The 26,404-nt window shown below is 73.8% G+C and carries 21 protein-coding genes; 10 read left to right on the top strand and 11 right to left on the bottom strand.

What is annotated here, in order from left to right; all coding sequences use genetic code 11:
* Positions 1-18: 18 nt before the first annotated feature.
* The 4 genes from ACIQMJ_RS22840 to ACIQMJ_RS22825 all read right to left on the bottom strand — a co-directional run bounded on the left by ACIQMJ_RS22840 (position 19) and on the right by ACIQMJ_RS22825 (position 4,859).
* Entirely contained in the window at positions 19-1,317 is a 1,299-nt protein-coding gene (locus ACIQMJ_RS22840; protein WP_499763019.1) for a M28 family peptidase, read from the bottom strand.
* A 142-nt stretch (positions 1,318-1,459) separates the two neighbouring features.
* Positions 1,460-2,404 (bottom strand): DNA polymerase domain-containing protein, encoded by a 945-nt coding sequence (locus ACIQMJ_RS22835; RefSeq protein ID WP_499763018.1) that lies wholly within the window; start codon positions 2,402-2,404, stop codon positions 1,460-1,462.
* An 82-nt stretch (positions 2,405-2,486) separates the two neighbouring features.
* The gene (locus tag ACIQMJ_RS22830) at positions 2,487-3,860 is read right to left on the bottom strand and encodes a glycosyl hydrolase family 18 protein (protein ID WP_499763017.1); all 1,374 of its coding nucleotides are present in this window, start codon (positions 3,858-3,860) and stop codon (positions 2,487-2,489) included.
* A 111-nt stretch (positions 3,861-3,971) separates the two neighbouring features.
* On the bottom strand, positions 3,972-4,859 hold the full coding sequence (locus ACIQMJ_RS22825; RefSeq protein WP_499763016.1) for a sigma-70 family RNA polymerase sigma factor: 888 nt from the start codon (positions 4,857-4,859) through the stop codon (positions 3,972-3,974).
* A gap of 207 nt (positions 4,860-5,066) precedes the next feature.
* On the opposite strand from ACIQMJ_RS22825, the gene ACIQMJ_RS22820 reads away from it, so the two are divergent.
* The 4 genes from ACIQMJ_RS22820 (at position 5,067) to ACIQMJ_RS22805 (ending at position 8,615) form a co-directional block, all read left to right on the top strand.
* Complete coding sequence (locus tag ACIQMJ_RS22820) at positions 5,067-6,719, top strand: cellulose binding domain-containing protein (RefSeq protein WP_499763015.1); 1,653 nt, start codon at positions 5,067-5,069, stop codon at positions 6,717-6,719.
* A gap of 48 nt (positions 6,720-6,767) precedes the next feature.
* A complete protein-coding gene (locus ACIQMJ_RS22815; RefSeq protein WP_499763014.1) occupies positions 6,768-7,628 on the top strand; it encodes a GNAT family N-acetyltransferase in 861 nt (286 codons plus the stop codon).
* Between the two features lie 32 nt (positions 7,629-7,660).
* Positions 7,661-8,119, top strand: coding sequence for an SRPBCC family protein (locus tag ACIQMJ_RS22810; RefSeq protein WP_499763013.1), 459 nt, complete (start codon positions 7,661-7,663; stop codon positions 8,117-8,119).
* A 169-nt stretch (positions 8,120-8,288) separates the two neighbouring features.
* On the top strand, positions 8,289-8,615 hold the full coding sequence (locus tag ACIQMJ_RS22805) for a DUF1540 domain-containing protein (RefSeq protein WP_499763012.1): 327 nt from the start codon (positions 8,289-8,291) through the stop codon (positions 8,613-8,615).
* 72 nt (positions 8,616-8,687) lie between these two features.
* Here ACIQMJ_RS22805 and ACIQMJ_RS22800 read toward each other — a convergent pair whose 3' ends face one another.
* Genes ACIQMJ_RS22800 through ACIQMJ_RS22785 form a run of 4 tightly spaced genes read right to left on the bottom strand, consistent with a single transcriptional unit; the run spans position 8,688 to position 13,024 of the window.
* The gene (locus ACIQMJ_RS22800) at positions 8,688-9,197 is read right to left on the bottom strand and encodes a DoxX family protein (protein WP_499763011.1); all 510 of its coding nucleotides are present in this window, start codon (positions 9,195-9,197) and stop codon (positions 8,688-8,690) included.
* Positions 9,198-9,239: 42 nt separating this feature from the next.
* The gene (locus ACIQMJ_RS22795; RefSeq protein ID WP_499763010.1) at positions 9,240-10,856 is read right to left on the bottom strand and encodes a hypothetical protein; all 1,617 of its coding nucleotides are present in this window, start codon (positions 10,854-10,856) and stop codon (positions 9,240-9,242) included.
* 17 nt (positions 10,857-10,873) lie between these two features.
* Complete coding sequence (locus ACIQMJ_RS22790) at positions 10,874-11,872, bottom strand: FkbO/Hyg5 family chorismatase (RefSeq protein ID WP_499763009.1); 999 nt, start codon at positions 11,870-11,872, stop codon at positions 10,874-10,876.
* 12 nt (positions 11,873-11,884) lie between these two features.
* Positions 11,885-13,024: a 3-deoxy-7-phosphoheptulonate synthase gene (locus ACIQMJ_RS22785; protein ID WP_499763008.1), complete on the bottom strand. Its 1,140-nt coding sequence runs from the start codon at positions 13,022-13,024 to the stop codon at positions 11,885-11,887.
* A 303-nt stretch (positions 13,025-13,327) separates the two neighbouring features.
* Between ACIQMJ_RS22785 and ACIQMJ_RS22780 the strand changes: the two genes are divergently transcribed.
* From ACIQMJ_RS22780 to ACIQMJ_RS22765, 4 genes are read left to right on the top strand one after another with little or no spacing between them, the layout of a single operon-like run.
* Complete coding sequence (locus tag ACIQMJ_RS22780; RefSeq protein WP_499763007.1) at positions 13,328-13,888, top strand: hypothetical protein; 561 nt, start codon at positions 13,328-13,330, stop codon at positions 13,886-13,888.
* The gene (locus ACIQMJ_RS22775; protein ID WP_499763006.1) at positions 13,849-15,105 is read left to right on the top strand and encodes a sensor histidine kinase; all 1,257 of its coding nucleotides are present in this window, start codon (positions 13,849-13,851) and stop codon (positions 15,103-15,105) included. Before ACIQMJ_RS22780 ends, ACIQMJ_RS22775 begins: the two co-directional genes overlap by 40 nt.
* Positions 15,102-15,803 (top strand): response regulator, encoded by a 702-nt coding sequence (locus ACIQMJ_RS22770; RefSeq protein ID WP_499763005.1) that lies wholly within the window; start codon positions 15,102-15,104, stop codon positions 15,801-15,803. Before ACIQMJ_RS22775 ends, ACIQMJ_RS22770 begins: the two co-directional genes overlap by 4 nt.
* A gap of 46 nt (positions 15,804-15,849) precedes the next feature.
* Entirely contained in the window at positions 15,850-16,323 is a 474-nt protein-coding gene (locus ACIQMJ_RS22765) for a hypothetical protein (RefSeq protein WP_499763004.1), read from the top strand.
* A 169-nt stretch (positions 16,324-16,492) separates the two neighbouring features.
* On the opposite strand, the gene ACIQMJ_RS22760 is transcribed toward ACIQMJ_RS22765, so the two are convergent.
* Positions 16,493-19,558, bottom strand: a complete 3,066-nt coding sequence (locus tag ACIQMJ_RS22760) for a discoidin domain-containing protein (protein WP_499763003.1) — start codon at positions 19,556-19,558, stop codon at positions 16,493-16,495.
* A gap of 187 nt (positions 19,559-19,745) precedes the next feature.
* Between ACIQMJ_RS22760 and ACIQMJ_RS22755 the strand changes: the two genes are divergently transcribed.
* Positions 19,746-20,159, top strand: coding sequence for a hypothetical protein (locus ACIQMJ_RS22755; protein ID WP_499763002.1), 414 nt, complete (start codon positions 19,746-19,748; stop codon positions 20,157-20,159).
* A gap of 27 nt (positions 20,160-20,186) precedes the next feature.
* Here the strand turns inward: ACIQMJ_RS22755 and ACIQMJ_RS22750 are convergent, their stop codons facing one another.
* Entirely contained in the window at positions 20,187-21,656 is a 1,470-nt protein-coding gene (locus ACIQMJ_RS22750; RefSeq protein WP_499763001.1) for a bifunctional 3-(3-hydroxy-phenyl)propionate/3-hydroxycinnamic acid hydroxylase, read from the bottom strand.
* Between the two features lie 61 nt (positions 21,657-21,717).
* Complete coding sequence (locus ACIQMJ_RS22745) at positions 21,718-24,669, bottom strand: ATP-binding protein (protein ID WP_499763000.1); 2,952 nt, start codon at positions 24,667-24,669, stop codon at positions 21,718-21,720.
* Positions 24,670-24,723: 54 nt separating this feature from the next.
* On the opposite strand from ACIQMJ_RS22745, the gene ACIQMJ_RS22740 reads away from it, so the two are divergent.
* The gene (locus ACIQMJ_RS22740) at positions 24,724-26,403 is read left to right on the top strand and encodes an NAD(P)/FAD-dependent oxidoreductase (RefSeq protein WP_499762999.1); all 1,680 of its coding nucleotides are present in this window, start codon (positions 24,724-24,726) and stop codon (positions 26,401-26,403) included.
* Position 26,404: the final 1 nt, after the last annotated feature.

Raw genomic sequence — 26,404 nt, 5'->3', positions numbered from 1 at the left:
GCCGCCGCCCGGTGCGCGTCAGAACTGCAAGGACCAGCCGTTGATCCGGCCGGTGTCCGCGGACGCGACGTCCTGCACGCGCAGCTTCCACGTGCCGTTGGCGACCTCGGCGGACGCGTTCACCGTGTACGTCGTCACGACGTTGTCCGCGCTGTCGCTGCTGGAGCTCTTCACCCGGTACGCCGAGCCGTCCGGCGCGACCAGGTCGATCACCAGGTCACCCCGGTAGGTGTGGGTGATGTCCACGCCCACCGCCAGCGCCGACGGCGCGTTGCCCGCCACCCCGGACACCGTGATCGGGCTCTCGACCGTGCTCAGGTCGGGGATGGTCACGTCGGTGGCGTTCTCGAACCGCGGCCCCGGCGGGGTGTCGCCCGAACCGGCCAGCGTCCACAGCGCGTAGGCGATGGCGTCGCTGTTGCGGTCCAGCGCGGTGACGTCGATGTTGCTGATCGTGTCGCACGAGCGGTGGTAGCAGCGGTCGAAGGCGACGCCCGCCGTGCCGCCCCACTTCTGCGCCTGCGCCGAGGTCTTGGTGGTCTCCGCGCCGGTGAACGTGCCGCCGACCGGGATGCCCGCGCGCGCGAACGCCGCGTGGTCGGAGCGACCGCCCACCGAGGTGAGCTCGGTCGGCACGCTGAAGCCCGCCTGCAACGTCTGCTGGAGCTCCAACGACCCGGTCGGCTGGCCGGAGGCGCTGTAGACGAAGTAGCCCGGGTTCGGCGAGCCGATCATGTCGAAGTTCAGGTACGCCTTGATCCTGGACCGCTCGGTCGTCGGCAGGTTGTTCACGTAGTAGGTCGAGCCGACCAGGCCCAGCTCCTCCGCGCCCCACCAGCCGAACCGGATGTGCTTGCGCGGCGCGAGGCCCTGCCGCGCCACGGTCAGCGCGATCTCCAGCAGGCCCGCCGAGCCGGTGCCGTTGTCGTTGATGCCGGGACCGGCGCTGACGCTGTCCAGGTGCCCGCCGAGCATCAGCACGTCGTTCGGGTCGCCGCCCGGCCAGTCCGCGATCAGGTTGTACCCGGTCGCGCCGCTGCTGGTGAACTGCTGCACGGACGTCTGGTACCCGGCCGCGTCGAGCTTCGCCTTGACGTGGTTGACCGACGCCAGGTAGCCGGGTCGGCCGTGCGCCCGGTTGCCCCCGTTGTTGGTGGCGATGGTCTGCAGGTCGTTCAGGTGCGCTTGGACGTTGGCCACCGGGATGTCCGGCACGGCCACCGCGCCCACCGGGGTCGCGGTCGCGACGGGTGGGCTCAGCAGGGCCGCGACGAGCAACAGGGCGCTCGCCGCGGGGGTCGTCCTTCGCAAGGACATGGCTGCCTCCGCAGGGTGTTAGGGAAAGCCATGCCCGAGCGTGCGGGCTGCGACACCACGGCGGTAGCGACTTTCGTCGTGGCGCGTTCGGACGCAGACCAGTCGGTTCTACACGCTCGATAACTTCAGTGGTGGCTGAAACTCACTGTCCGGCGCGCTGGGCGCGTGCCCGGCGCTTGCCCTCGTGCATGGCCTGGACGCGGGCCACCGGGATGGTGTGCCCCTCGGCCACCAGGTCCTCGGGCAGCTCCTGCGGGGCGGGCATCCGCGAGTGCCACGGGTCGTCGTCGCCCAGCAGCGCGGGCGCGGTCTTCACGGTGAAGTCGGCGGGCGTCACGGAGTCGAGGTCGTCCCAGCCGACCGGGAACGACACGGTGGCGCCGGGCCGGATGCGGGGGCTGTAGGCGGCGGCCACGGTCGCGCCGTAGGCCCGCGTCGAGTCGAGGAACACCCGGCCGCCCCGGTCGTCCTTGATGAACGCGGTGGTCGCCAGCTCCGGGTCGAGCCGTTCGGCCCGTGCCGCCAACGCCCGGGTCGCGGCGGCCACGTCGTGGTCGACGCCGGTCACCGGCACGAACACGTGCACGCCCTTGGAGCCGCTGGTCTTCACCACGCCCGACAACCCGTCGGCGGCCAACGCCCGCCGCACCAGCTTCGCCGCCGCCACGACCACGTCGAACCCCGCGCCCTCCGGCGGGTCGAGGTCGAGCACCAGGTAGGTGGGCCGGTCGAACGCGTCGGCGGGCGCGAGCGTCACGTGGTACTCCACGGCGCGCTGGTTGGCGAACCACAGCAGCGTGCGCCGGTCCTCGCACAACGCGTACCGGATCTCCCGCTTGGACGTCTCCGCCCACAGCGGCACCGATCGCACCCACGGCGGCGTGTACTTGGGCAGGTTCTTCTGCGTGAACGGCTCCTGGCCCGGCCGGACCCGCACCACCGACAGCGGTCGACCCGCCAGGCCGGGGATGATCCGGTCCGCCACCGCGTCGAGGTAGTCGACGAGGTCGCCCTTGGTCGCGTCGGCGCCGTCGAACAACGGCTGGTCGAGGTTGGTCAGCGCCACGCCGTCCCGCTCTTCACCCATCGCACCACCCTTGCGGTTGGCGGTGCCGCGGGCAAGCCGGGCACGGCCCGCTCGCGCGCGGAGCGGGCCGTGCCGACGTCGATCAGGCGGGGAGCCGCCAGACCTGGTTGGACGCCGCGAAGCAGTCCCAGATCTGCAACCGGGTGCCGTCGGCCGAGCTGGGGCCGGTGGCGTCGAGGCAGCGGCCCGAGGCGGGGTTGCGCAGCGTGCCGTCGGAGGCGGCCTGCCACTTCTGCGCGCCCGTGCCGTTGCAGTCCCACAGCTGGATGGCGGTGCCGTTGGCGGTGCCCGCGCTCGACACGTCCATGCACTTGCCGAGGGCGCGCAGCGAGCCGTCGCCGGCGACGGTCCAGCTCTGCGCGGCGGTGCCGTTGCAGGTCCACAGCTGCACCGCGGTGCCGTTGGCCGTGGAGGCACTGGCCACGTCGACGCACTTGCCCGCGATGCCGGTGATGGGACCGGTGCGGCCGGGCGGGGTGGTGCCGCCCATGACGGTGTCGTAGATGGCGCTGACCAGGGAGGTGCTGCCGGTGGTGTCCTGCGACAGCTCCCAGTTCATCACGCCGCCCGCGTTGGCCACGGCCCACTGGGTCTTGCGCTTGATCGTGGGGACGCCGTTGTAGCACTGCTGCACGCCGCTGACGGTGACGCAGTCGCGGTTGGCGTTGGCCGGGTCCATGGCGACCAGCTGCGCGTAGGTGTAGTAGGTCGGCCGGCTGTAGAACGGCACGCCGAGCACGGCCTTGGCGGCGGGCAGGCCGCGCGACTTCCAGTAGTTGACCGTGCCGATGGACCAGTCGTAGTTGGCGTGGGGGCTGCCGCCGTCGTAGGCCATGATGTTGAGCCAGTCGACGTGGCCGAACACGGCGGTCTGGACGCCTTCCGCGGTGCCGCCGCCGGACACGACCGCGGCGGTGAGGAGCTTGCCGCGGCTGTGCATGGCGGTGCTGAGCTGTCCCATGAGGGCGGTGAAGTTGGTCGCCGACGCGCCGGGGTCGGGGTACTCCCAGTCGATGTCGACGCCGTCGAGGTTGTACTGGTTGACGGCGTTGACGACGCTGTTGACGAACGTGGTGCGGCTGGTGGCGTTGGCGGCCAGGGCTTCGAACGCCGAGTCGTTGCCGTCGTTCCAGCCGCCGATGGCGAGCGAGACGCGCACGCCGTTGTTGTGGGCCAGGGTGACCAGGGACGAGAGCTTGCCCGGGTCGGGGATGGCCTGGAGCGTGCCGTTGGAGTTGGGCAGGGCGAACGCGTAGTTGACGTGGGTGAGCTTGGTGTACTGGACGGCGTTGACGCTGCCTGCCCAGGACGGCAGGTAGCCGACGCTCTTGAAGCCGTTGGGCAGGGTGGTGGCCTGTGCGGCCGGTGCGGCGGCGACGGCCACCACGAGGCCGGCCGCGGCGGTGGCGAGGGCGAGGCCCGCGGCGCCCCACCGTGATCGTGCGGGGGACTGCATGGACGTGGTCCTTTCGCAGGGAACGGATGCCCGTGGCTTTGCGCCCGCGTGAATGGCGGCGGATTGTCACGTGGTCGCTCGGCAGGGGACTGGCAGCCGCGGCCGACCTTACTAGCGCACTTGATTCAAGTCACGATAAAAGTCGACGGACAGGGTGAGCCGACGCAACCGGGCGGGTTCTGCGATGACTTCGTAGGCGGCGATCCGGTCGTCCCGGACGGTGACGGCGAGGGCGAACCGGAGCCGCCCGCCGGGCGCCACGACGATGCCGACGCGTCCGTCCACGAGGGCCGGTGCGGCGTGCCGGGCGTTCGCGGTGAGCAGGACGGTCTCGGCGGCCACCGCGTGCGCGCCGCGGACCTCGACCGCCGCGCCGGGCGGGAGGGCGGCGGGGTCGGCGCGGCGGACCACGTCGGGGTCCAGCACCGCGAGCAGGGCGTCGAAGTCGCCCGCGCGCGCGGCGGCGAGGAACGCGTCCACGACGTGCCGCTGACGGGCCAGTTCGAGCCGGGGCAGCGCGGTGGTGCCGCGGACCTTGTGCCGGGCGCGGCTGGCCAGCTTCTTGGTGGTGGCGCTGCTGCGGCCGAGGATCGGCGCGATCCGGTCGAACGGCACGGCGAACGTGTCGTGCAGGACGAACGCGACCCGTTCGGCGGGGGTGAGGGTGTCGAGGACGACCAGGAGCGCCCGGCCGACCGAGTCGGCCAGCAGCGCCTCGGTCTCGGGGTCGTCGTCGGCGGTGGGCGCGTCGGGCACGTGGTCGACGACGTCCTCGCGGCGCGTGCGACGGCGGCGGAGCGCGTCCAGGCACACCCGCGAGAGGACGGTGCGCAGCCAGCCGGCGAGGTTGTCGACCCCGTCGGCGTCCACCCGGCACAGCCGCAACCAGGTCTCCTGGACGGCGTCCTCGGCCTCGGCCGCCGAGCCCAACATCCGGTGGGCGACCGCGCGCAGGTCCGCCCGGTGCGCCTCGAATCGGTCCGCCAGCTCGTCGTGCATCGGTCCCCTTCCGCTCGTCCCACCCGGTAGACGACGCGGACGGGCGAAAGGTGACGGGAATAAGTCTGCGCGGACCCCGGGAAGTTCCCTATTTCACTCCCGTGAATCGCTGCGGGGAATTCGTTGACCACTCGTCGGGACGGGCCCTATAAAGAGCCCGTCCCCGGGGTGGGCCGCGACACCCCCGGCCTCGGCGAAGGGTTCGGCATGAGGAGACGGGTGTCGGCGCTGTGCCTCGCGGTGGTGTGCGCGGTCGGCGTGGCGGGGTCACCGGCGCGGGCGGCCGCGGCGGAGCTGTCCGCCGCGTTCAGCCAGTCGTCGGTGTGGAGCACGGGGTACGGCGGTCAGGTGGTGCTGACCAACACCGGTGACGCGGAGAGCACCGGTTGGGTGGTGGAGTTCGACCTGCCGCCGGGGTCGTCGGTGACCAACGCGTGGAACTCGGTGCTCACCCGCGACGGGCAGCACTTCCGGTTCGCCAACGCGGGCTTCAACGGCCGCGTGCGACCCGGCGGCACGGCGAGCTTCGGGTTCAACGTCACGGGTCTCGGCCTGCCGACCGGCTGCACGGTGGACGGTGCGCCGTGCGACGGTGGCGGTACCGCGCCGGACACGTCCGCGCCCACCGAGCCGGGAGGGCCGCGGGTGACGGGCGTGACGGCCGGGTCGGTGTCGTTGGCGTGGAGCGCGTCGACCGACGACGTCGGCGTCACGTCGTACGAGGTGCTGCGCGGCACGACGGTGGTCGCGTCGGCTGCCTCCACCGCCGCGACCGTCGGTGGTCTGCTGCCGGGCACGGCGTACGCGTTCACCGTCCGGGCTCGTGACGCGGCGGGCAACGCCTCCGCCCCGAGCGCCGAGGTGACCGCCACGACCGCCGCCGGCGGGTCCGTCGTGGACGTGTCCACCGCGCCGCAACTCCAGGCGGCGCTCGCCTCGGCGGTGCCGGGGCAGACCATCCGGATGGCGGCCGGCGTGTACCGGGGCGCGTTCGCGATCACCCGACCGGGCACCGCCGCGGCTCCCGTCACGCTCACCGGCGCGGCGGACGCGGTGCTGGTCAACGACGGGCCGTCGGGTATCGGGCCGGGCTGCCCGGCGCCGACGCCCGGCTGGGACCCCGGCTACGGGTTGTGGCTGCACGACGCGCCTTACTGGAACCTGACCGGGTTCACCGTGCGGGAGTCCAAGAAGGGCATCGTCGCGGACAACTCGCACCACACCGTCATCGACCGCGTGCACGTGCACCACGTGGACGAGGAGGCCGTGCACTTCCGGCGCTCGTCGGCCGACAGCGTCCTGCGCGACTCGACGATCAGCCACACCGGACTGGTGCAGCCCGGGTACGGCGAGGCTGTCTACATCGGGTCGGCCGGCTCGAACTGGGACTGCCACGGCAACTCCGGCGGCGTGGACCGCAGCGACCGGGTGCAGGTGCTGGGCAACCGGGTCGGGCCGGGTGTCACGGCCGAGCACGTCGACGTCAAGGAGGGCACGTCCGGCGGCGTGATCCGGGGCAACGCGTTCGACGGGACCGGGATCTCGGGGCAGAACTCGGCGGACTCGTGGGTCGACGTGAAGGGGATCGGCTACCTGGTCGAGGGCAACACCGGCACGTTCGCCGCGCCCGGCACGTTCGCCAACGGCTACGAGACGCACAACCCGGCCACGACGCCGTCGTTCGCGAACGGCTGCGGGAACGTGTGGCGGGACAACCGCTCCGACCTCGGCGGGGTGGGGCAGTACGCCATCCGCATCACGTCCACGTCGAAGTGCGCGGGCGTGCCGAACGTCGTGCACGCGTCGAACACCGTGACGCGGGCGGTGATCGGTCTGACCAACGTCGCCGTGACGCCGTGAGGCGAAATCCGGGTGCGGCCGGTCGGCGCGGTGGTGTGTGATCGGGGCATGGCGATCACGGTGGCCGAGCCGGGTGTCGACGGGTGGGGTGCGGCCGTCGCCGCGTTGCGGGCGTGGCAGCACGAGGGCGCGCCGATGCAGCTGCACCCCGGCGACCTGGGCTGGTTCCGGCGGTTCGGCGCGGAGGCGACGGCGGCGGCGGTGCGGACCTGGAGCCGGGACGGCCGGGTGCTCGCGGTGGGGCTGCTCGACGGCCCCGGCCTGGTCCGGCTGACGACCGCGCCGGACGTGCGGCGGGACGAGGAGCTGGCGCGGCGGCTGGCCGAGGACGTGGCCTCGCCGGAGCGCGGCGTGCTGCCCGCGGGTGAGGTGGCGGTCGAGGCGCCGGCGGACGCGCTCGTGCGGGACGTGCTGGCCGGGGACGGCTGGCACGCCGGTGAGCCGTGGACGCCGCTGCGCCGCGACCTCGCCGAGCCGGTGGAGGAGCCGGGCGTGCGGATCGAGGTGGTCGGGCCGGAGCGCGCGGGTGTGCGGGCCGCCGTGCAGCGCGCGTCGTTCGACGGGTCGACGTTCACCGAGGTGGCCTGGCACGCGATGGCCGTCGGATCTCCGTACGCCGACGCGCGCTGCCTGGTCGCGTACGACGGGGACGACGCGGTGGCGGCGGTGACGGTGTGGTCGGCCGGTCCGGGACGGCCCGGGTTGCTCGAACCGATGGGCGTGCACCGGGACCACCGGGGCCGCGGCCACGGTAGGGCGATCTCCCTCGCTGCGGCGGCCGCGCTGCGGGAGCTGGGCTCGTCCAGCGCGGTGGTCTGCACCCCGAGCGCCAACGTCGGCGCGGTCGCCACCTACCTGTCGGCGGGCTTCGAACCGCTGGCCGAGGTCCGGGACCGGTGCCGCGGGTAGGTCCCGGACCGGGCGGCACGTAGGTTTCGGGCGTGACCGAACCGAACGCGCGGGCGCACGTCGACGTCGAGGCCCCCGCCGACGTGGTGCACGCCCTGGTGACCGATCTGCGCGGCCTGGCGGGCGTGGCCGAGGAGTACTCCGGTGGGCGGTGGCTCGCCCCGGCGACGGGTCCGGCCGTGGGCGCCCGGTTCGTCGGGGCGAACCGGCGCGGCTTCCGCGTGTGGCGCACGGTGTCGACCGTGACCGACGCGTCGCCCACCCGGTTCGCCTTCGAGGTCCGCTCGCTCGGGTTGCCGGTGTCGCGCTGGCAGTACGACGTCGAGCCGACCGGCACCGGGTGCCGCGTCACCGAGAGCACCTGGGACCGGCGCCCGGCGTGGTACCGACCGCTCACCGTGCTGGTGACCGGCGTGCGCGACCGGGACGCGCGCAACCAGCGCAACATCGAGCGCACCCTCGCCCGGTTGAAGGCCGCCGCCGAGCGTTGATCGCTGCCTCGGCGACCGCCGCGGGCAAACCTCGAATCGCATTTCCGGCTATTGATACGAAACGTTTTCCGGCTTTTAGGTTAGGCTCGCCTCAATGGTTTCGTGTTGCGGCGCCGGGTGGTCGGTGGCACCGTTCCGGACAGCGGAACTGCTGCCCAGAGGAGCGGTCATGACCACCACGGAAATGCCGGCCGTCAGCGAGTGCACCGTCACGGGTTGTTCGTACAACCACGACGGTTGCCACGCTTTCGCGATCACCGTGAGCGGTGCGAACGGCGCCGCCGACTGCGGAACGTTCATCCCGCTCGCCCGCAAGGGCGGCCTGCCGAAGGTCGTCGCCCAGGTCGGCGCGTGCTCGCGCACCGACTGCGTCCACAACTCCCGGCTGGAGTGCACCGCCTCCGGTGTGCGCGTCGGGCCCGGCCAGGGCGACCACGCCGCCAACTGCCTGACCTACACCCGGGCGACGGACGCGCCGAGCCCCGGCACGGCCTGACCGCCCGGCACGACCGCCGCCGGCCGGTCAGCACCCCTCAGAGCTGACCGACCGGCGGGCGGGACGGCGTCGTCAGCGCCGTCGGCGGTGCTGCCGCGCCACCACGAGCGCGGCGGCCAGCAGCACCAGGTTCTTCAGCACGAACTCACCGGTGACGCTGAGCAGCAGCGGGTTGCCGTGGCGGAACGCCAACCCCGGCTGCACCACCAGCACGAGGAACGTGCCGAGCAGGTGCAGCGCCGTCAGCGCCGCGACCGGCCGCACCGCGACGCCCACGACCAGCGCCATCCCGGCCAGCACCTCGAACGCGCCCACCGCGGGCACGAACCAGGACGCGGGCAGGAACGGCACGGTGTCGGCGACCAGGTCGCGCACCGGTGACGTGCCCGCGACCTTCAGCACGCCGAACCACAGGAACACCACACCGAGAGCGATCCGCAGCAGCGGGGCGCTCCGGTCCAGCACCGCGTCCACCGCGCGTGACGCGGACCGGGAGAACGCCGTGCCGGCCCGCTCCGCGCGCGACGACCCGGCGGGCTCCGCCCGATCGGCCTCCGGCGGCCCGGTCAGTTCCGTGCTCATCGTTCTTCCCCCCTCGTCGGTCACCCGTGTTCAGCCCCGGGATCAGTCGCCGGACCGACGGGCGGTCGTGAGCGTGTCCCCCAACGACCGCAACCGCGCGTCCGTCCGCTGCACCTGCTCGGCGACCACGTCGAGCGCCCGGTCCAGGTGCGGGCGCACCGTGGCCGCCCAGTCGACGGCGCCCGCCCGGTCGCGGGCGTCCCGGGTCGGCTCCGGGAACGCCGAGGCCACCGCGTAGACGACGGCGCCGAGCACCGCGTCGAGCACCAGCTCCGGCAGCAGCGACATCACCAGGTTCGGCAGGTGCCCCGCCTCCTCGTCACCGGCCCGCGACCGCCACGGGTCCAGGTGCGGCCGGACGGTCTCCCACAGGCCCGCGTCGACCGCGCCCACGCCGAACCTGCCCGCCCACTGCAACGTGTCCGCCCTGGTCACGGTGGCCGTCAGCACCTGGCGCACGTCCGTGCCGATGCGCAGCAGTTCGGCCAGGTCCAGCCGCTCCGGCGCGCCCATCAGCGCCGGCCGCAGGTCCATCGCGACCTGGTGGTGCCAGCGCGTCGCCCACACCGCGCGCCACCACATCGCCTCCTGGGTCGCCGGCCGGGCCAGCCACACCGCGATGTTGCGGTAGTAGGTCTTGATCTCCTCGTACGCGGCCCGCCCCGACTCCGACGCGGCGAACCCGACGCTCTTGATCGGGTCCTCCGGCACGGTCGGGTCGCCGACCAGGTTGACGTTGAAGAAGTGGTGCCAGGTGGCGTCCACCGACACCCGGCCCACGCCGACCTGGTGCCCGTCGTACGCGCCGATCGCGCCGAACGTGCTCGCGTCCAGCCGCCCCTTGCGCGGGTCGAGCTCCGCGGCGCGGGCGTTGAGCGTGGACCACGCCACGACTTCGGGGGCCAGGCCCGCCGGGTACTCGGTCATCTCGTACCCGTCGAAGGTGAACGACCTGGTCAGGTCGTCCGGGACGTAGCACTCGCCCTCGTGCGGGTGGTCCGGCAGCACGCGGATCGTGCCGCGCGGACCGCACAGCAGCGGGTGCGGGTAAGCCTGGTGGGCCCACTTCGGCGAGTCCGATGTGGCGTACATCCGGGGCGTGATGACCTGGGGGATGTCGTCGGACTGGTCGTTGAGCTGGAACAGCGGGTCGTGGCCCTCCGACAGCGTGTCGTTGCGGTCCGGCCCGTCGATCGACGGCGCGACCGGCTCGCCGTTCGGGCCGGGCTCCGGCCAGTGCCACCTGCGCATGCTGCGCACCCGCGGCAGGTCGCCGCACATCGACACGCCCAGGTCCTCGTGGTCGCCGGTGGCGAACACGCCACCACCGCCGTCCATGAACTCCGCCAGCGCCCGCAACTCGGTCTGCTCCAGCGGCGGACGCGGCGCGCGGGCCACGCCGAACAGCCAGATCTGGTCGTACCGGGCCAGGTCGTGCTCGTCGAACCGGAACGCGGGGAGGTCGGCGGTCAACGCGGGCAGGTTGGCCTCGCGGTGCGCCTTCGTCACCTCGAACCGGACCCACGGCCCGGGCGGCGCCTCCAGCACGTCCACGAGCGCGGCCAGGCCGAAGTCGGCCCGGTCGAAGCTCGCCGTGCTGTCGGTCACCATCAGGATCTTGACGGCGGCGGGTTCGGCCAGGACCGACGTGTTCGGCATCTGTCGTCCCTCTCGGTTCACGGTGTCATCCCTTCGATCTCCACCAGCAGGTCCGGACGGCAGACGTCGACGGTGAACACCGCGACCTCCGCGCGCCGGGAGAACTCGTCGCGGCACAGCCGCGTCACGATCGGCACGTCCTCGGGGCGCTTGACGTAGACCTTGACCGCCCGCAGGTCATCGAGGCGGTAGCCGCCGCCGACGCCGTGCCGGGCGAGGTTGTCCGCGCCGATGAGGGCGGCGATGTTGGCCAGGGTCACCTGGACCTGGCGGGCCACGTCGCCGGGCGCGACGGTGGCGTGGTCGAGGATGCTCGCGGTGCCCGACACGTACAGCGAGCCCCGGCCCTGTTCCGGCCTCAGGTACGTCGCCCGCGCGAAGCTCGGCGGCCTCGGCCCGTACTGCGGCGGGTACTCGTGCGCGGGCACCTGCAACGGGTTCTCCAGGTGCACGGCCTCGTGCGACCGGTGCGCCAGGAAGTAGAACGCGACACCGCCGCCCAGCGAGCCGATCCCCGTGGACGCCGGCATGGCGTGCCCGCGCCCGTCGAACGCCTTGCCGCGGCCGACGCAGAAGTCCCGGTACACCTCGGTGCCGCGGGCGGTGCGGTCGGTGATGCCTTCGAGCATGTTCCACATGCGGAACACGTTCCGGTAGCCCAGGCCCTCGACCAGCTCGAACGCCGCCAGGTACGCCCGACGCGCCGCCTCGCCGCAGTCCGCCGACGGCCCGATCCACCCGGCGCAGAACAACACCTCGCCGTCGTGCGCGTAGAGCAGCCCCTTGTGCTCGCCGGTCCGCACCACGTCGCCCTCGGTGTGCCAGACCTCCACGACCTCGGGCTCACCCGGCCGCACCATGTGCAGCGGGAGGACCGGCAGGCCGTGCTCCCACCGCGGCGGACCGGCCGCGGTGGAGAAGCGGACGGCGCCCAGCACGGTGTCGCCCGCCAGGTCGGCGAAGCGCTCCGCCGATCGGAACGTGCTCGGCGGCGTCGCGATAACGTTGCCACGCAATGGTTTCCCCCTCTAGTGGTGGACCGGGCGCCACGCCGCGACCACGGCGAGCGCCTGTCCGGGATTGAGCCGGGGGTCGCAGAGGCTCTCGTACGAGCCGGTCGGGAACTCGTCCCACCCGCACTCCTCGACCTCGTCCGGCGTCGTCTCCAGGTGCAGTCCGCCGGCCACCCCACCGGCGTCGTGCACGGCCGCCCGGAAGCCCGCGACCTCGCGGACGACCGTGGTGACCAGTCGTGCCTTGCGCCCCCGCGCGTCGGTGACCGTGTTGCCGTGCATCGGGTCGCACAGCCAGATCACGGGGTGACCCGCCGCGCGCACCGCCCGCACCAGCGGCGGCAGCAGGTCGGCCACCCGGTCCGCGCCGAGGCGGGCGATCAGCGTCAACCGGCCCGGCTCCCGCTCCGGGTCCAGCCGCGCGCACAGTGCCCGCAGCTCCTCCGGCCGCATCCCCGGGCCGACCTTGCAGGCCACCGGGTTCGCCACCGACGCCAGCAGCCGCACGTGCGCGCCGTCGACGTCCCGGGTCCGGTCGCCGACCCACGGCCAGTGCGTCGAGGTCAGCAGCGGGACGCCCCGTTCGTCCCGCCGCACCAGCGGCAGCTCGTAGTCCAGCACCAGCGCCTCGTGGCTGGTCCGCAGCCACGGGTGGTGGTGGCGCAGCAGCTCCGTCGCCGACCGCGCCGCGTGGTAGCCCGCGACGAGCCGGGCCGGGTCCGGCTGCCGCGCCGGCACGTGCGGCTGCGGCGCGTTGACCAGGTCGCCCCGGTACACCGGCAGCTCGACGCCCCGGACGACCTCCGTGGGCTGCGAGCGCGGTTTGGCGAACTGCCCCGCCATCCGGCCCACCCGCACCACCGGCTCCCCGTCGCCCAGGACCGCGGCCAACCGGTCGACCAGCGCCGCCTTCGGCGTCACGTGCCGCGGACCGCACTCGGCGAACGGCTCGGCGCAGTCCCCGGCCTGCACGACCAGTCCCCGCCCGGTCGCGACTCCCGCCAGCTCCGCCCTCAGCGCCGCCACCTCGGCCGGCGGCACCAGGCCGTCCCACCGCGCGAGCCTGGCCCGCATCGCCCGCGCCCGGCGGTCCGGCCAGGACGGCTGCTGCGCGGCCGGCAGCGATTTCCAGTGCGCCGTCTCCCATTCGGACAAGACCCTGGCGTGGCCGCGCGTAACGGGCTCGCTGGACACTCGCGCCTCCGTTGATCCGGTTTCCCCCACTGCTTTCGAGAGCAATACTGCTGAATCGGGCCGTGGCTTTTCGTCGGTCCGCGGGTGGATTCGCCGTCTGCGCTTTCCCGTGCTGCGTCGCCCGATCGAGGTAAACCGGGAGGGGGATCGTCAAGCTCCGACGCAGGGTGGACGATAGATCCGGGAGGGGGTGGTCCCATTGTCCTGGGCGCGCGGAAATGAGCGCGCGGCGAACGCGGGGATCGCGTGACAAGGGGAGGGAATATGGCGTCCAGTTCCACCGTGCGGCTCGTGGTGTCGGTCCAAGGGCACGGATTCGAGGAGAAACCCTGGGAAGGCCACCTGGCCACCGGGTTGCTGACCGAACCCGGGGTGGTGCTCGTGCCCGTCGCGACCGACGGCATCGCCGAGGCCACCGACGGCATCGATCTGCTGGTGCTGCCGCTGCCGCTGGGGGAGGGCGGCCGGGTCGAGCGGCTGGTCGCCGAGCGGGTCACGTTCTGCCTGCTGCCCGGCGGCAAGGGCCACCGGTTCGCGCTGATCCGGATGGCGAACGACTCGCGGCACGAGCCGAACGTCGGCGAGTTCACCGAGTGCCGGCTGGAGGAGGCGCTCGAGGAGCACGACGGCGACCTCTGGGCGGCCCTGGAGTCCCTGGGTGTCATCGAGCCCGGCTCGCGCGACGCGATCACGCCGGAGCTGCTGCGCCGGGTGCCCGAGGTCGAGGCCGCGCAGCGCAGGCCGGAGTTCGAGGAGCCCGAGGACGGCCTCGTGCCGGGCGACCCGTGCGACCTGCTGCCCACGTGCCGGAACGGGCCGGCCTGATGGACCGCGGGGGACGGCCACTGCGGTTGTCCCGTGCCACGGCGGTCGACATCGCCCTGGCGGCGTCGGCCGCCGTGGTGGACGTGTTCCTGTTCTCCGCGGTCAGCAGCCGCAAACCCGAGGGCGCGGGGCTGTGGCTGTTCGTAGCCCTGGTGGCGGTCGGCTTCACGGCGCTGCTGGTGCGGCGCCGGTACCCGGTGCTGGCGTTCGGCGTCATCTGGGTGTGGGCGGTGCTCGTGACGCCGACGAGCGAGCAGGAGTTCCAGCCGACCGCCATCCCGTGCGTCGCGCTGTTCACCGTGGCGCTGCGGTGCGAGCGGAAGGTGTCGGCGGGCGCGCTGCTGGCGTGCGGGGTGCTCGCCGTGCTGGCGGGGCTGCGGGAGGCCGCGTCCCGGCCGCCCGAGGCGCGGCTCGTCGCCACCTACGCCACGCTGGTGTTCTACCTGCTCGTGTACGGGTGCGTGTGGGCCGGCGGGCGGTGGGCGCGGCTGAGCCGCCAGCACGCCGAGGACCTGGAGTTCCGTCGCCGCGTCGAGGCGCACGAGGCCGTGATGGGCGAGCGGACCCGCATCGCGCGCGAACTGCACGACATCGTGGCCCACTCGGTCACCGTGATGGTGCTCCAGGCGGCGGGCGCGCGGCGGGTGCTCGACAGCGACCCGGTGCGCGTCCGGGACGCGCTCGGCCACATCGAGGAGGCGGGCGAGCAGGCGATGGGCGAGCTGCGGCGGATGCTGACCGTGCTGCGGCTCAGCGACGACGACGAGGCGGGCGGCGGGGTCACCGGCCGGCCGCAGCCGGGCCTGGCCGACGTCGAGCACCTCGTCGGCACGGTCACGGCGGCCGGGGTGCGGGTCCACACGCGGGCGGAGGGGGAGCCGCGGCGGCTGGCCGCCAGCGTCGACCTGGCCGCGTACCGGGTGGTGCAGGAGGCGTTGACGAACGTGACCAAGCACGTGGGGCCGGGCGCGGAGGTGGACGTGCGGCTGCGGTGGGAGGACGACGAGCTGACCGTCGAGGTGACCGACGACGGCCGGGGCCGGCGGCCGGAGTGGGCCGTGTCCACGAACCACGGCCTGGCCGGGTTGCGGGAGCGGCTGGCGATCGTGGGCGGGCGGTTGGAGGCCGAACCGCGGGCGCCGGGCGGGTTCCGGGTGACGGCCGTGCTGCCGGTCACCGGTCCGGTGCCGGGCGAGCCGGTGCGGGAACACCGGTGATCCGGGTGATGCTGGTGGACGACCAGCCGCTGGTGCGGGCGGGGCTCGCGATGCTGCTCGACGCCGAACCGGACATCGAGGTGGTGGCCGAGGCGGACGAGGGCGCGGGGGCCGTGGCGCGGGCCGGCGAGCTGCACCCCGACGTGGTGCTGATGGACGTGCGGATGCCCGGAGTGGACGGGGTGGAGGCGACCCGGCGGATCATCGACTCCGACCCCGCCGGCGAGGACCACGCCACCAAGATCATCATCTTGACGACGTACCACGTGGACGAAGCGGTGTACGCGGCGCTGCGGGCGGGCGCGTCCGGGTTCCTGCTGAAGGACGCGGTGCCGCGCGAGCTGGTCGACGCGGTGCGCACGGTGGCGTCCGGCGAGGCGTGGCTCGATCCGACCGTCGCCAAGGGGCTGATCCGGGAGTTCGCCGCCCGGCCGCGCCACCACATGCCCACGTCGGCGGACATGGGCGAGCTGACCGCGCGCGAGCGGGAGGTGCTGGTGCTGGTGGCGCACGGGTTGTCGAACCCGGAGATCGCCGCGCACCTGGTCGTCGGCGAGGCGACGGTGAAGACGCACCTCGGGCGGATTCTGATGAAGCTCGGGCTGCGTGACCGGGCCCAGGCCATCGCCGCCGCCTACCACAGCGGACTGGTCGTGCCGGGCAGCAGCCCGCCCCCGCCCGCCGGTCGGCCGTCTTGATCGTTACGGTCGGCGGGGCGGGCCGGGTGCGCGGTACCGTGCGGTGGTGCGCATCCTCCCGCGCCGGGCACACAGCCGTGCCGAACCGACGAGCGTGGTGCTCGACCCGGCGACGGCGGAACTCGTGCGGCTGACCGCGCTGCTGGAAGTCGTGGTCCAGGCCGTGGCGTTGCAGGACCGGGCGGAGGCCGTCATCTCCCGCTGCGCGCAACCCGGCGAGACGCCGTGGGAGGTCGCGCGCAGCGGCCGTGCCGTGGCGGGCCAGTACGGCAGGCTGTCCGGCTGGGCGGCCGACCTCGCGTGGCAGACCGACCGCCCCCCGCCACCGCAGCGGATCGTCGAGCTCCTCCGCTACCACCTGGGCATGCTGGACTGCGCCCTGAAACTGGCCTTCCCCCGCTACCGCACCGAACGCCTGGAATCCCGGCGCCTCTCCATGACCGGCCTCGGCCCCCCGGCCCGCGAACTGCGCGACGTGGAATCCGCCCTCCGCCACCGGATCACCACCCTGACCACCTGAGCCACTCCCACCCCCCCGTGAGTCGAACGCTCAGGACCCGAGTGTCGAACGCTCAGGACCCCCGAGTTCGCCGTTCGGGTACCGCTGGGCGGTCGCCCGCCGTACCTGAGCGTTGAATTCGGGGGTCCTGGAGGTTCGACTCGCGGGACCTGAGGGTTCGACTCGCGGGTTAGAAGGTGGGGAGGCCGGAGGCGAAGGGGTAGAGGGGGTTGCCGTAGGTGGAGGGGACGGGGGTGCCCGCGTCGATCCTGGCGCGGATGTCGGCGCGCTCGGCGGCGGTCGCGCCCAGGTCGTAGGGCAGGTCCCAGTGCTCGGTGGCGTCGGCCGGGACGTCGGTGCCGCCGGGCCGCAGCACGTCGGACAGCGAGCGCGGCAGTTGCCACGGCAGCTTGCCCGTCGGGGTGTGGTCGCCGAACAGCAGTGACGCCAGCGCCGGACCCATCTCCTCACCGCCGCGGTACGTCACCACGATCGCACTGGCCAGGTCGTGCCACTCCGTGATCACGTAAGGCCGGGGCAGCACCAGGGCGACCACGACCGGAACGCCTTGGCGGTGGAAGTCCTGGATCAGGGCCAGCTGGTCCGGCGGCAGGTACGGCTGCTCCTTCGGCCAGCTCGTCGCGTGGGTGTACGACGTCTCGCCCACCGCGACGATCGCCAGCTTCGGTGACGGCCCGGTGTCCTTATGCACGGTCACCCCCGCCTGCGCGGCCCGCGCGCGGATCGCCTGCAGCATCGTCTGCGACCCGTACTCCTGGTGGAAGTAACTGGTCCAGATGCAGCACGCGGCCGTGTCGTCGGCACGCGGACCGGCCACCACGATGTTGTCACCGCGGTTGAGCCGTACCGGCAGCACGCCACCGGTGTTCTTCAGCAACGTCATCGCCTCGCGCGACGCCTGGTTCGCCAACGCCGCGTACTCCGGCTTGTGGAACCGGTACGGTCCGTTCACCGGGTCGCCGTACGGGTTCTCGAAGATCCCGAGCTTGAACTTCAGCCGCAGCACCCGCCGCACCGCGTCGTCGATCCGCGCCGCCGGCACCGCCGCGGTGAACTGGCCGATGGTGAACCCCGGCGCACCCGGGTCCGCGCCACCCATCACGTCCGAACCGGCGTTCGCCGCGCCCACCCACGAGCCGGACGGCAGCCAGTCGGTCGTGATCAACCCGGTGTAGCCGAGGTTCTGCCGCAGGTACGCGAGGATCTTGGCGCTGTCCCCGGCGCCCGGCCCGCCCGGGTCGAGCAGCGAGCTGCCCGCGTACCCCGGCATGACGTTCACCGCGCCAGCCTCCATCGCGGCCCGGAACGGCGCCACGTGGTACTTGATCGTCACGTTGTCGTACACGATCAGCGCCTCACCGCCCGCACCCTCGCCCGGCCAGTGCTTCACCGTCGCCAGCACGGACGCCGGGTTCAGCTCCGGCCCGCCCTGCAACCCGGCCACCAGCGCCCGCACCTGCGCCTGGGCGACCTCGGTGCTCTCGCCGTTGCCCTCCTGGATGCGCGGGTACAGCACCTTCGTGCCCACCTCGGCCAACGGTCCCAGCACACCGCGCGTGCCGACCTCCAGCTGCTCCCGCCGCTGCATGTCGCCGAGCTTGTAGTCCAACGGGTAGTTCCGCGCCGCCGCCAACGCGCTCTGCAACGGGTACGTCGTCTTGTACCCGGCGATCGTGTCACCGGCCGACACGAACGGGATGCCGAGCCGCGTCCCGCTCGACGCGAGCAGCGCGGTGTGCAGGTCCTGCGCCTCCGCCGGCCCGAAGTGCCACCCCGAGCGCGGGAACGCCTGGGCGTTGTAGAACATCTGGTACGCCTTCTCCTCGATCGTCATCCGACCGAGCAGGTCGTTCACCCGCGTCTCCATGGGCTGCCGCCAGTCCTCGTACGGCTCGACCGCGCCGTTCTTGTTCAGGTCGCGGCTGCCGTTCACCACCCGCACGCCGTCGGCCACCGTCGACACCGTCGGCAGGTACAGGCTGAACGTGCGGATCGCGGACGCGCTGGTGCCGCCCGAACCGTCCACCGCCACCACGAACCACTTGTAGGTCCACCGGTCGGAGATGTCCCAGGACGGCGTGTACGTGGTGCCGGTCGGTTCGGCGACCTTGGTGTAGAGGTCGATCAGGTTGCCCGAAGCGGTGAAGTCGTAGTCCGTGCGGCTGATGTTGAGCCAGACCTGGTAGCGCACCGCGCCCGGCACGGCCGCCCACGAGAACGCCGGCCGCCGGGTGGACGTGATCATCGCGTGGTCGGCGGGAGCGGACAGCGCGAACCGGCCCGTCACCGCCGGCGGCCTGGTCGGCGGCGACAGCAGCGGCGGGGTGGCCGCCGAGGTGTCGACCGTGCCGAAGACCTGGAACTCCCACAGCGACACCCCGTAGCCGGTGGCCCGCGCGGTGGCGAACAGCCGCAGGTAACGGCCCGTGCCGGTGACGTCGAGCCGTTCGGTGCCGCCCGCGCCGGTGGTGGTCGAGTGGATCGGCGTCCAGTTCACCGCGTCGTCGGACACCTCCAGCCGGTACCCGCGCGCGTACGCGCCCTCCCAGTTCAGCACGACCTGGTTGATCGCGGCGACGCCGCCGAAGTCGACCCGCAGCCACTGGTCGTCGGCGAACTGGCTGGACCAGCGGGTGGTGGTGCGGCCGTCGAGCGCCGCTGCGGGCGCGTTGCCACCCTCCCAAGTGGACGCCGCGACCTGCTTGTACGCCGAGATCGGGGTGCCGGAGGCGGAACCGCCGGTCGTGCCGTAGACCTGGAACTCCCACAGGGAGTACCCGTAGCCGGTGGCGCGGGCGGTGCCGAACACCCGCACGTGCCGCCCGCTGCCGGTGACCGGGATGCTCTGCGTGCCGCCGGTGGCGTTGGCGGCGGTGTGGATCGTGGTCCACGTGACGCCGTCGGCCGAGGTCTGGAGCTGGAACGCGGTCGCGTAGGCCGCCTCCCACGTCAGCACGACCCGGTCGAGCGCGGCGGTGGCTCCCAGGTCGACGCCGACCCACTGCGGGTCGGCGAACGCGCTGGACCAGCGAGTGCCCGCGTTGCCGTCGGTGGCGGCCGACGCGGGGGTGCCGGCGTTCTCGGTGGACGACGCGGTGGTCGGTTTGCCCTGGGACAGCAGGACTCCGGCCGCTCCGGCCGGAACCGGGGCGACGAGCTGCCCGGCGATCAGGGCGGCGAGGACGGCGAGCAGGGGCAGGGCCCGGCGGCGGTGCCGGGGTGGCGCTTCGGGCATGGCGACTCCAGGCAGGGGTGACCCGCGGCCGGTGTGCCGCCGGCCGCGGGTCGTCGACAAACTCGGAGAGCGCTCTCCCACAGCGAACTTCACCGCCGTGCCGCCGTCAAGACCGCGGCGGACCGGTTCTCCCGACCGCGGTGGCCCCGTTCCGGTCCCGTCCGGGAGCGGCGCATAGGATCGACGGGTGACGATCACGATTCCCGGTTTCGGCGAGCTGACGCCGGTGGACCACGTCCCCGACGGGGTGGCGTGCTGGAATGCGACCGTCGCCGACACGGCGGTGAGCGTGCTGGTGGAGCAGCCGGCCGGCACCGCCGACCTCGACCTGGCGTTCATCGGCTCGGTCCTGGCGGACCGCGAGCGGCTGCTGGTCGTCGCGCACGAGGCCGCGGCCGACCACCTGCGCGGGCACCCCGGCTACGGCCCGGACGCGGTGGCCGACCCCGAGTTCACCTTCCACCCCGGCCGGGACTGGCTGGTCCGGTTCGCCGAGGTCCGCGTTCCCGGCTTCACCGAGCTGGGCGTGGTGGTCGTGTTCCACGGCGAGGACGTGGTCGGGGTGGACGACCTCGCGGACGTCGACCTCGTGGACGACTGACCGCTCAGCCGGGCCCGTGGCCCGCCGTCACCGCACCCGGTCCGCGTGCACGAAGCGGTCCGGGCGCAGCACGACGGCGTCAGTGCGGTGGCGGGCGAACCAGGCGGTGAGGGCACCGGTGACGTCCACCAGGTCGTCCTCGGTGTGCGGCGCGCCGTCGGCCACCACCCGGAGGAACCGCGCGCGAGGACCCGACCAGTCCCGCTCGGTCCCGGCGCCCACTCCCGGTCCGATGACGGCGAAGTCGGGACCGAGCACGTCGTCGAGCAGCCGCCGCACGCCGCCGACGACGACCTCCGGCTGGGGGAACATCACGCGCCCGTCCGGCAACGCGGGCAGCGGCTTGAACTCGAAGTGCCGCACCAGGCGCCGCACCCGCGGCACGGTCTGCACGGCCCGCAGCACCACGTCCCGCGCGAACGCGGCGACCCTGTTGCGCACCAGGAAAACCCGGCCCAGCCGCACGCTGGTGCGGGCCATCTCCTCGGTGTGCGGGCGGCGTTCGGCCTCGTAGCCGTCCAGCAGGGCGTCGTGGTCGCCCGGACCCAGTGCCAGCGCGAGCTTCCAGGTCAGGTTCGCCGCGTCCCGCAACCCGCTGCACAGGCCCTGCCCCAGGAACGGCGGCATCTGGTGGGCGGCGTCCCCGAGCAGGAACACCCGCCGGTCGCGCCACCGCTCGGCGACGAGGTGGTGGAACGTGTAGACCACGGCACGCGTGACGGTGAAGCGGTCCGGGTCGACGTAGGGCGCGACGAGTCGCGCGACGGTCCCGGGTTCGGTCATGGCGGCCGGGTCCTCGTCCGGGCGCAGCATGAACTCCAGCCGGTAGGTGTCGAACGCGCCGGGGGAGACGAACGCGGGCCGCCGCCAGTCGCACACGAACGTGGTGTCCGGCACGCGCACCGCACCGGGGGCGACGTCGCCGGAGACCGCCAACCACGGTTCGGCGTAGGACGTGCCGGTGAGCGTGATGCCGGCCGCGACCCGGGTCGTGCTGCGGGCGCCGTCGCACCCCAGCACGTACTTCGCGCGCACCGCGGTCTCCTCGTCGGTGCCGACGTCGCGCAGGACGACGGTGGCGGCTTCGTCGTCCTGGGTCAGCCGCATCAGCTCGACGCCGGTGCGCAGGGTGACGTGCGGGAACCGGTCGAGACCGGCGCGCAGGGCGGCTTCGAGGCGTGGCTGGTCGAAGAAGTGCAGGGGACCGCTGCCCAGGCCGAAGTCGACCTCGTCCAGGGCGATGGTGGCGAAGGCGCGGCCCTTGGCGTTGACGTACTCGGCGCGCCGCGGCGCGTGCATGTCCTTGGCGACCTCGTCGAGCAGACCCGCCTGCTGGTAGATCCGCAACGCCTCGTCGTCGCACGAGAACGCGCGCGGCTGCCGGTGCGGCGCGGTGTCGCGCTCGACCACCAGGGTGCGCACGCCCCTGGCGCCGAGCAGGTTGGCGGTGAGCGCGCCGACCGGCCCGCACCCGACCACGACGACGTCGAACTCCATGCGTCCTCCTCCTGGTGTGTCGGGTGACATGCCAGCGGAGCGCTGTTGGAGTTCTGTGGGATCAGCGTGGGAAGCGGGCCCGCACCAGGTCCGCGCCCTGCGCCTCGGCCAGCCGCACGCCGGTGTCCAGGTCGGCCGGGTCGTCGTTGGCCAGGCCGCGCACGCGGTGCAGCTCGGCGGCGAGGACGCGTTCGCCCACCGCGTCGGCGAGGGCGAGACCTTCGTCCGCCAGCGCCGCCGCCGCGGCCCGGTGCCCGGTGACCAGGTGCGCGTCGGCCATCGCGGCGAGGGTGATCGTGCGGGTCGAGCGCAGGCCGAGCCGGTGCACGTCCTCCCTGGCCGCCCGCAGCGCGGTGAGGCGGCTGTCGTCCCCGCCCCGCGCGGCGGCCCACTCGGTGACGAAGTCGGCGGTCGTGACGAAGTGCGGCAGGTGCCGGCGCACGCCGATCTCGCGGCACCGGCGGGCGGCTGCCCGCGCGGCGGTGACGTCGTGCTCCTGCAACGCGGTCCACGCGGCGAACAGCGCGGCGTTGGCCCGCCCGTACGGGTCGCCGGTGCGCTCGGCCAGGGCGTGCGCGGCGGCGAGGTCGGCCCGCGCGGCTTCGGCGTCACCGCGCAGGGACCGCACGAGGGCGCGGAAGTCGTGGGTCGCGAGCGTCGGGGTGCGGCCGACCTGCCCGACCAGGTCGTGCGGGTCCAACCGGTCGACGGCGGCGGTCAGGTGGTCCTCGGCCTCGGCCAGGCGACCGGTGAAGTAGCCGACCACGCCCAGCAGGTAGTGGCCCGCCGCGCCGATCACGCCACCGTCGGCGGCGAGGCGTCCCGCGAGGTCTTCCGCGATGGCGAACTCGGCGCGGTTGCAGGCCAGTTCGCCGAGCGTCCACAGGGCGGGCCGCACGTCCGTGCCGGGGCCGACCCGGGTGAGCAGTTCGCGGGCGCGTGCCGCGGCGGAGTCGACCGCGTCGCTGCCGATGCCGACGGTGATCTGGAGCAACGACGTGCGGCGCAGGTGCACGGCCAGCTCCCGTTCGGGCTCGGTGAGCAGGGCGGCGGCCCGGTCCAGGTGCGCCAGCGCGTCCTCGTAGGCGAGGCGGCGGGTGGCGTCGTCAGCGGCTTCGAGGGTCCAGCGCAGGTGATCGTCGTCCCGACCGCGCGCCCGGCCGTAGTGGTGCGCCAGCTCCGCCGGGGTGAGGGTGCGCCCGCCCGCGTCCGCGAGCCGGGCGTGCAGGTCCGCGCGGCGGGTGGGGGACAGGTCGGCGTAGGCGGCCTCGGCGAACAGCGGGTGCCGGAACCGCACCACGCCCGCGGCGGGCTCGGTGACCAGGTGGCTGACCCGCGGGGTGAGCCGGACCTCGGCGGACGTGACGGCTTCGAGCAGGTCCACGTCCAGGTCGCGGCCCGCGACGCTGAGCACGTCCAGCCAGTCGCGGGTGCGGTCGTCCAGGGCGTGCAGCCGGAGGCGGACGGTGTCGCGCACGCTCGGCGGCGGCGCGCCGGTCCCCTCGGCGGAGGTGAGCAGCTCGGTGAGGAAGAACGGGTTGCCGCCGGTGCGGGTGAGCAGGTCGAGCACGAGGTCGGCCGGTGCGGGCGCGCCGGTGTGCTCGCGGACCAGCGCGGCGACCGCGTCGGCGTCCAGCCCCGCCGGTCGGAGCTGCCGGTGGCCGGGGCTGCGGGCCAGGTCGGCGAGGGTGGCGACCAGGGCCGGGTCGTGCTCGTACGGGCGCAGGGTGGCGATCACCAGGGCGCGGGACGCGTGGACCGTGGTGGCCAGGTAGCGCAGCAGGAGCAGCGAGTCCGCGTCGGCGGCGTGCAGGTCGTCCAGCACGAGGACGAGGCCGTGGGGACGGGCGGCGGCGTGCACGAGCGCCGAGACGGCGTCGTAGGTGCGGAAGCGGGCCGCGGGGTCGATGTCGGCGCTCGCCGTGCGGCCGTCGCGGAACCCCGCCAGCGCCGGGTCGTCCGCCTGCGGCGCCAGGGCGCGCACGACCTGGGTCCACAGCCAGAACGGCGGGGCGTGGCCGAGGTCGGGGCAGCGTCCCCACACGACCGGGATGCCGGCCGCGGTGGCTCGTCGGGCGACGGCGTCGGCCAGCGTGGTCTTGCCGATGCCCGCTTCGCCGACGATGGCCACGAACCGGCCGCCGGTCCGGCCCGCCGCCGCCAGGAGGTCGCCGAGGACGCCGATCTCCGCCTGGCGACCGACCGGGTCGGGTGCCGGCGGCGGCTGCTCGGGCGCGGTGGCGACGATCGTCGGCACGGAGTGCGTCAGCACCCGGCGGTGCAGGTCGCGCAGGAGTTCGCCCGGCTCCACACCGTGCTCGTCGGCCAGCACCCGGCGGCCCTCGTCGTACACCGCCAGCGCCTCGGTCTGCCGTCCCGCGCGGTACAGCGCGAGCATCAGCTGGGCGCGGGCGTTCTCCCGGTCCGGGTGGGCGGCCACGAACTGGCGCAGCTCCGGCAGCACGGCCAGGTGCCGTCCGGCGGCCACCGCGGCGGTGAAGCGGCCTTCGCCGGCCGCGGTCCTGGCCTCCGCGAGCCGCACCGCGTCCGGGCGCACGGCGGCGAGGTCGGCGGCGGCCACCTCACCGCGCCACAGGGCCAGCGCGTCGGCGTAGTGGCGTTCGGCCGCCTCCCACCCACGCTCGGCGAGCGCCCGTGCGCCCGCACCGGCCAGGGACGTGAAGCGGACGGCGTCCACGGCGTCCGGCGGCACGCTCAGCTCGTAGCCACCGGTGTGGCCGCGCACCAGCTCGGCGGGCGCACGGCGTCCCCGCTCCGGCTCCAGGGCGCGGCGCAGCACCGCCACGTACGAGCGCAGGGTGACCTGCGCGCCGGCCGGCGGCCGACCGTCCCACAACGCGTCGACCAACCACTCGGTGCTGACGAACCGGTTCGCGCGCAGCACCAGCAGCGTCACCAGGTCCCGCTGCCGGGGACCGCCCAGTGCCACCGGCTCACCGTCGCGTTCCACCCGCAACGGCCCCAGGACGCCGAACCGCACGGTGCCGAGCACCAGCAGAGGGTAACCGGGTGCGCCCGCCGTCCCGGCGCGAACGACAATGTGGACATGACGACACCTCAGGTCGCCAGGCCCTCGATCCTGACCGTGGACGACGACCCGGGCGTGTCCCGGTCCGTGGCGCGCGACCTGCGCCGGAAGTACGGCGAGCGGTACCGGATCGTGCGCGCCGAGTCCGGGCCGCAGGCCCTCGACGCGGTGCGCGAGATCAAGCTGCGCGGCGAGGAGGTGGCGGTGCTGCTGGCCGACTACCGCATGCCCGGCATGAGCGGCATCGAGTTCCTGGAAGCCGCGATGGACCTGTTCCCCGCCGCACGGCGGGTGCTGCTCACCGCGTACGCGGACACCGACGCGGCGATCCGCGCGATCAACGTCGTCGACCTCGACCACTACCTGCTCAAGCCGTGGGACCCGCCGGAGGAGAAGCTGTACCCGGTGCTGGACGACCTGCTGCTGGCCTGGTCGGCGGCCGACCGCGGGCCCGTCCGGCAGGTCCGGGTCGTCGGGCACCGGTGGTCGTCGCGGTCCTACGAGGTGCGCGACTTCCTGGCCCGCAACTCCGTGCCGTTCCGCTGGCACGCGCTGGACGACGGCGACGCCGAGGCGGGCCGGCTGCTCACCGCGTGCGGCGAGGACGGCGCGCGACTGCCCGTGGTGATCACCGCCGACGGGGACGCGCTGGTCCAGCCGACCGACGCCGAGCTGGCCGCCCGGGTCGGCCTGACCACGCGTCCGTCCACCGACTTCTACGACCTCATCGTGGTCGGCGGCGGCCCGGCCGGGCTGGGCGCGGCGGTCTACGGCGGCTCCGAGGGGCTGCGCACGGTGCTGGTCGAGCGGCGCGCCACCGGCGGCCAGGCGGGCACCAGCAGCCGGATCGAGAACTACCTCGGCTTCCCCGACGGCGTGTCCGGCGAGCAGCTGACCGACCGGGCCCGCCGGCAGGCGCTGAAGTTCGACGTCGAGGTGCTGACCGCGTGCGACGTGGTCGGCCTGGAGGCGCGCGGCGCGGCCCGGGTGGTGCGGCTGGACGACGGCACCGAGCTGGCCGCGCACACCGTCATCCTCGCCACCGGCGTGTCCTACCGGATGCTGGACGCCCCCGGCCTCGCCGAGCTGACCGGCCGGGGCGTGTTCTACGGCGCGGCCACCACCGAGGGGCCGGGCTGCGCGGGCGAGGACGTCTACCTGGTCGGCGGGGCGAACTCGGCGGGCCAGGCGGCGCTGTACTTCGCAGCGCACGCCCGCCGCGTCGTGCTGGTCGTGCGCGGCGACTCGCTGACCACGTCCATGTCGCACTACCTGGTCGAGCAGCTCGCCCGGGTGGACAACATCGAGGTGCGCACGTGCACCGAGGTCGTCGGCGGCACGGGGGAGCAGCACCTGGAGACCGTGACGCTGCGGCACAACAAGACCGGTGAGACCACGACCGTGCGCACGTCGTGGCTGTTCGCGTTCATCGGCGCCGCGCCGCACACCGACTGGCTGGCGGGCACGCTGGCCCGGGACGAACGCGGGTTCGTCCTGGCCGGACCGGACCTGGTCGCCGACGGCGGGATGCCGGCCGGCTGGGACCTCGACCGGCCGCCCTACCACCTGGAAACCAGCCTGCCGGGCGTGTTCGTCGCCGGTGACGTGCGCGCGGACTCGGTGAAGCGGGTCGCCTCGGCGGTCGGCGACGGCGCGATGGCCGTGTCGCTGGTCCACCGCTACCTGGAGAGGTCCTGAC

The organism is Actinosynnema sp. NPDC091369, assembly GCF_044757065.1.
GTDB lineage: Bacteria > Actinomycetota > Actinomycetes > Mycobacteriales > Pseudonocardiaceae > Actinosynnema.
This window is presented reverse-complemented; position numbering and strand designations above follow the sequence as displayed.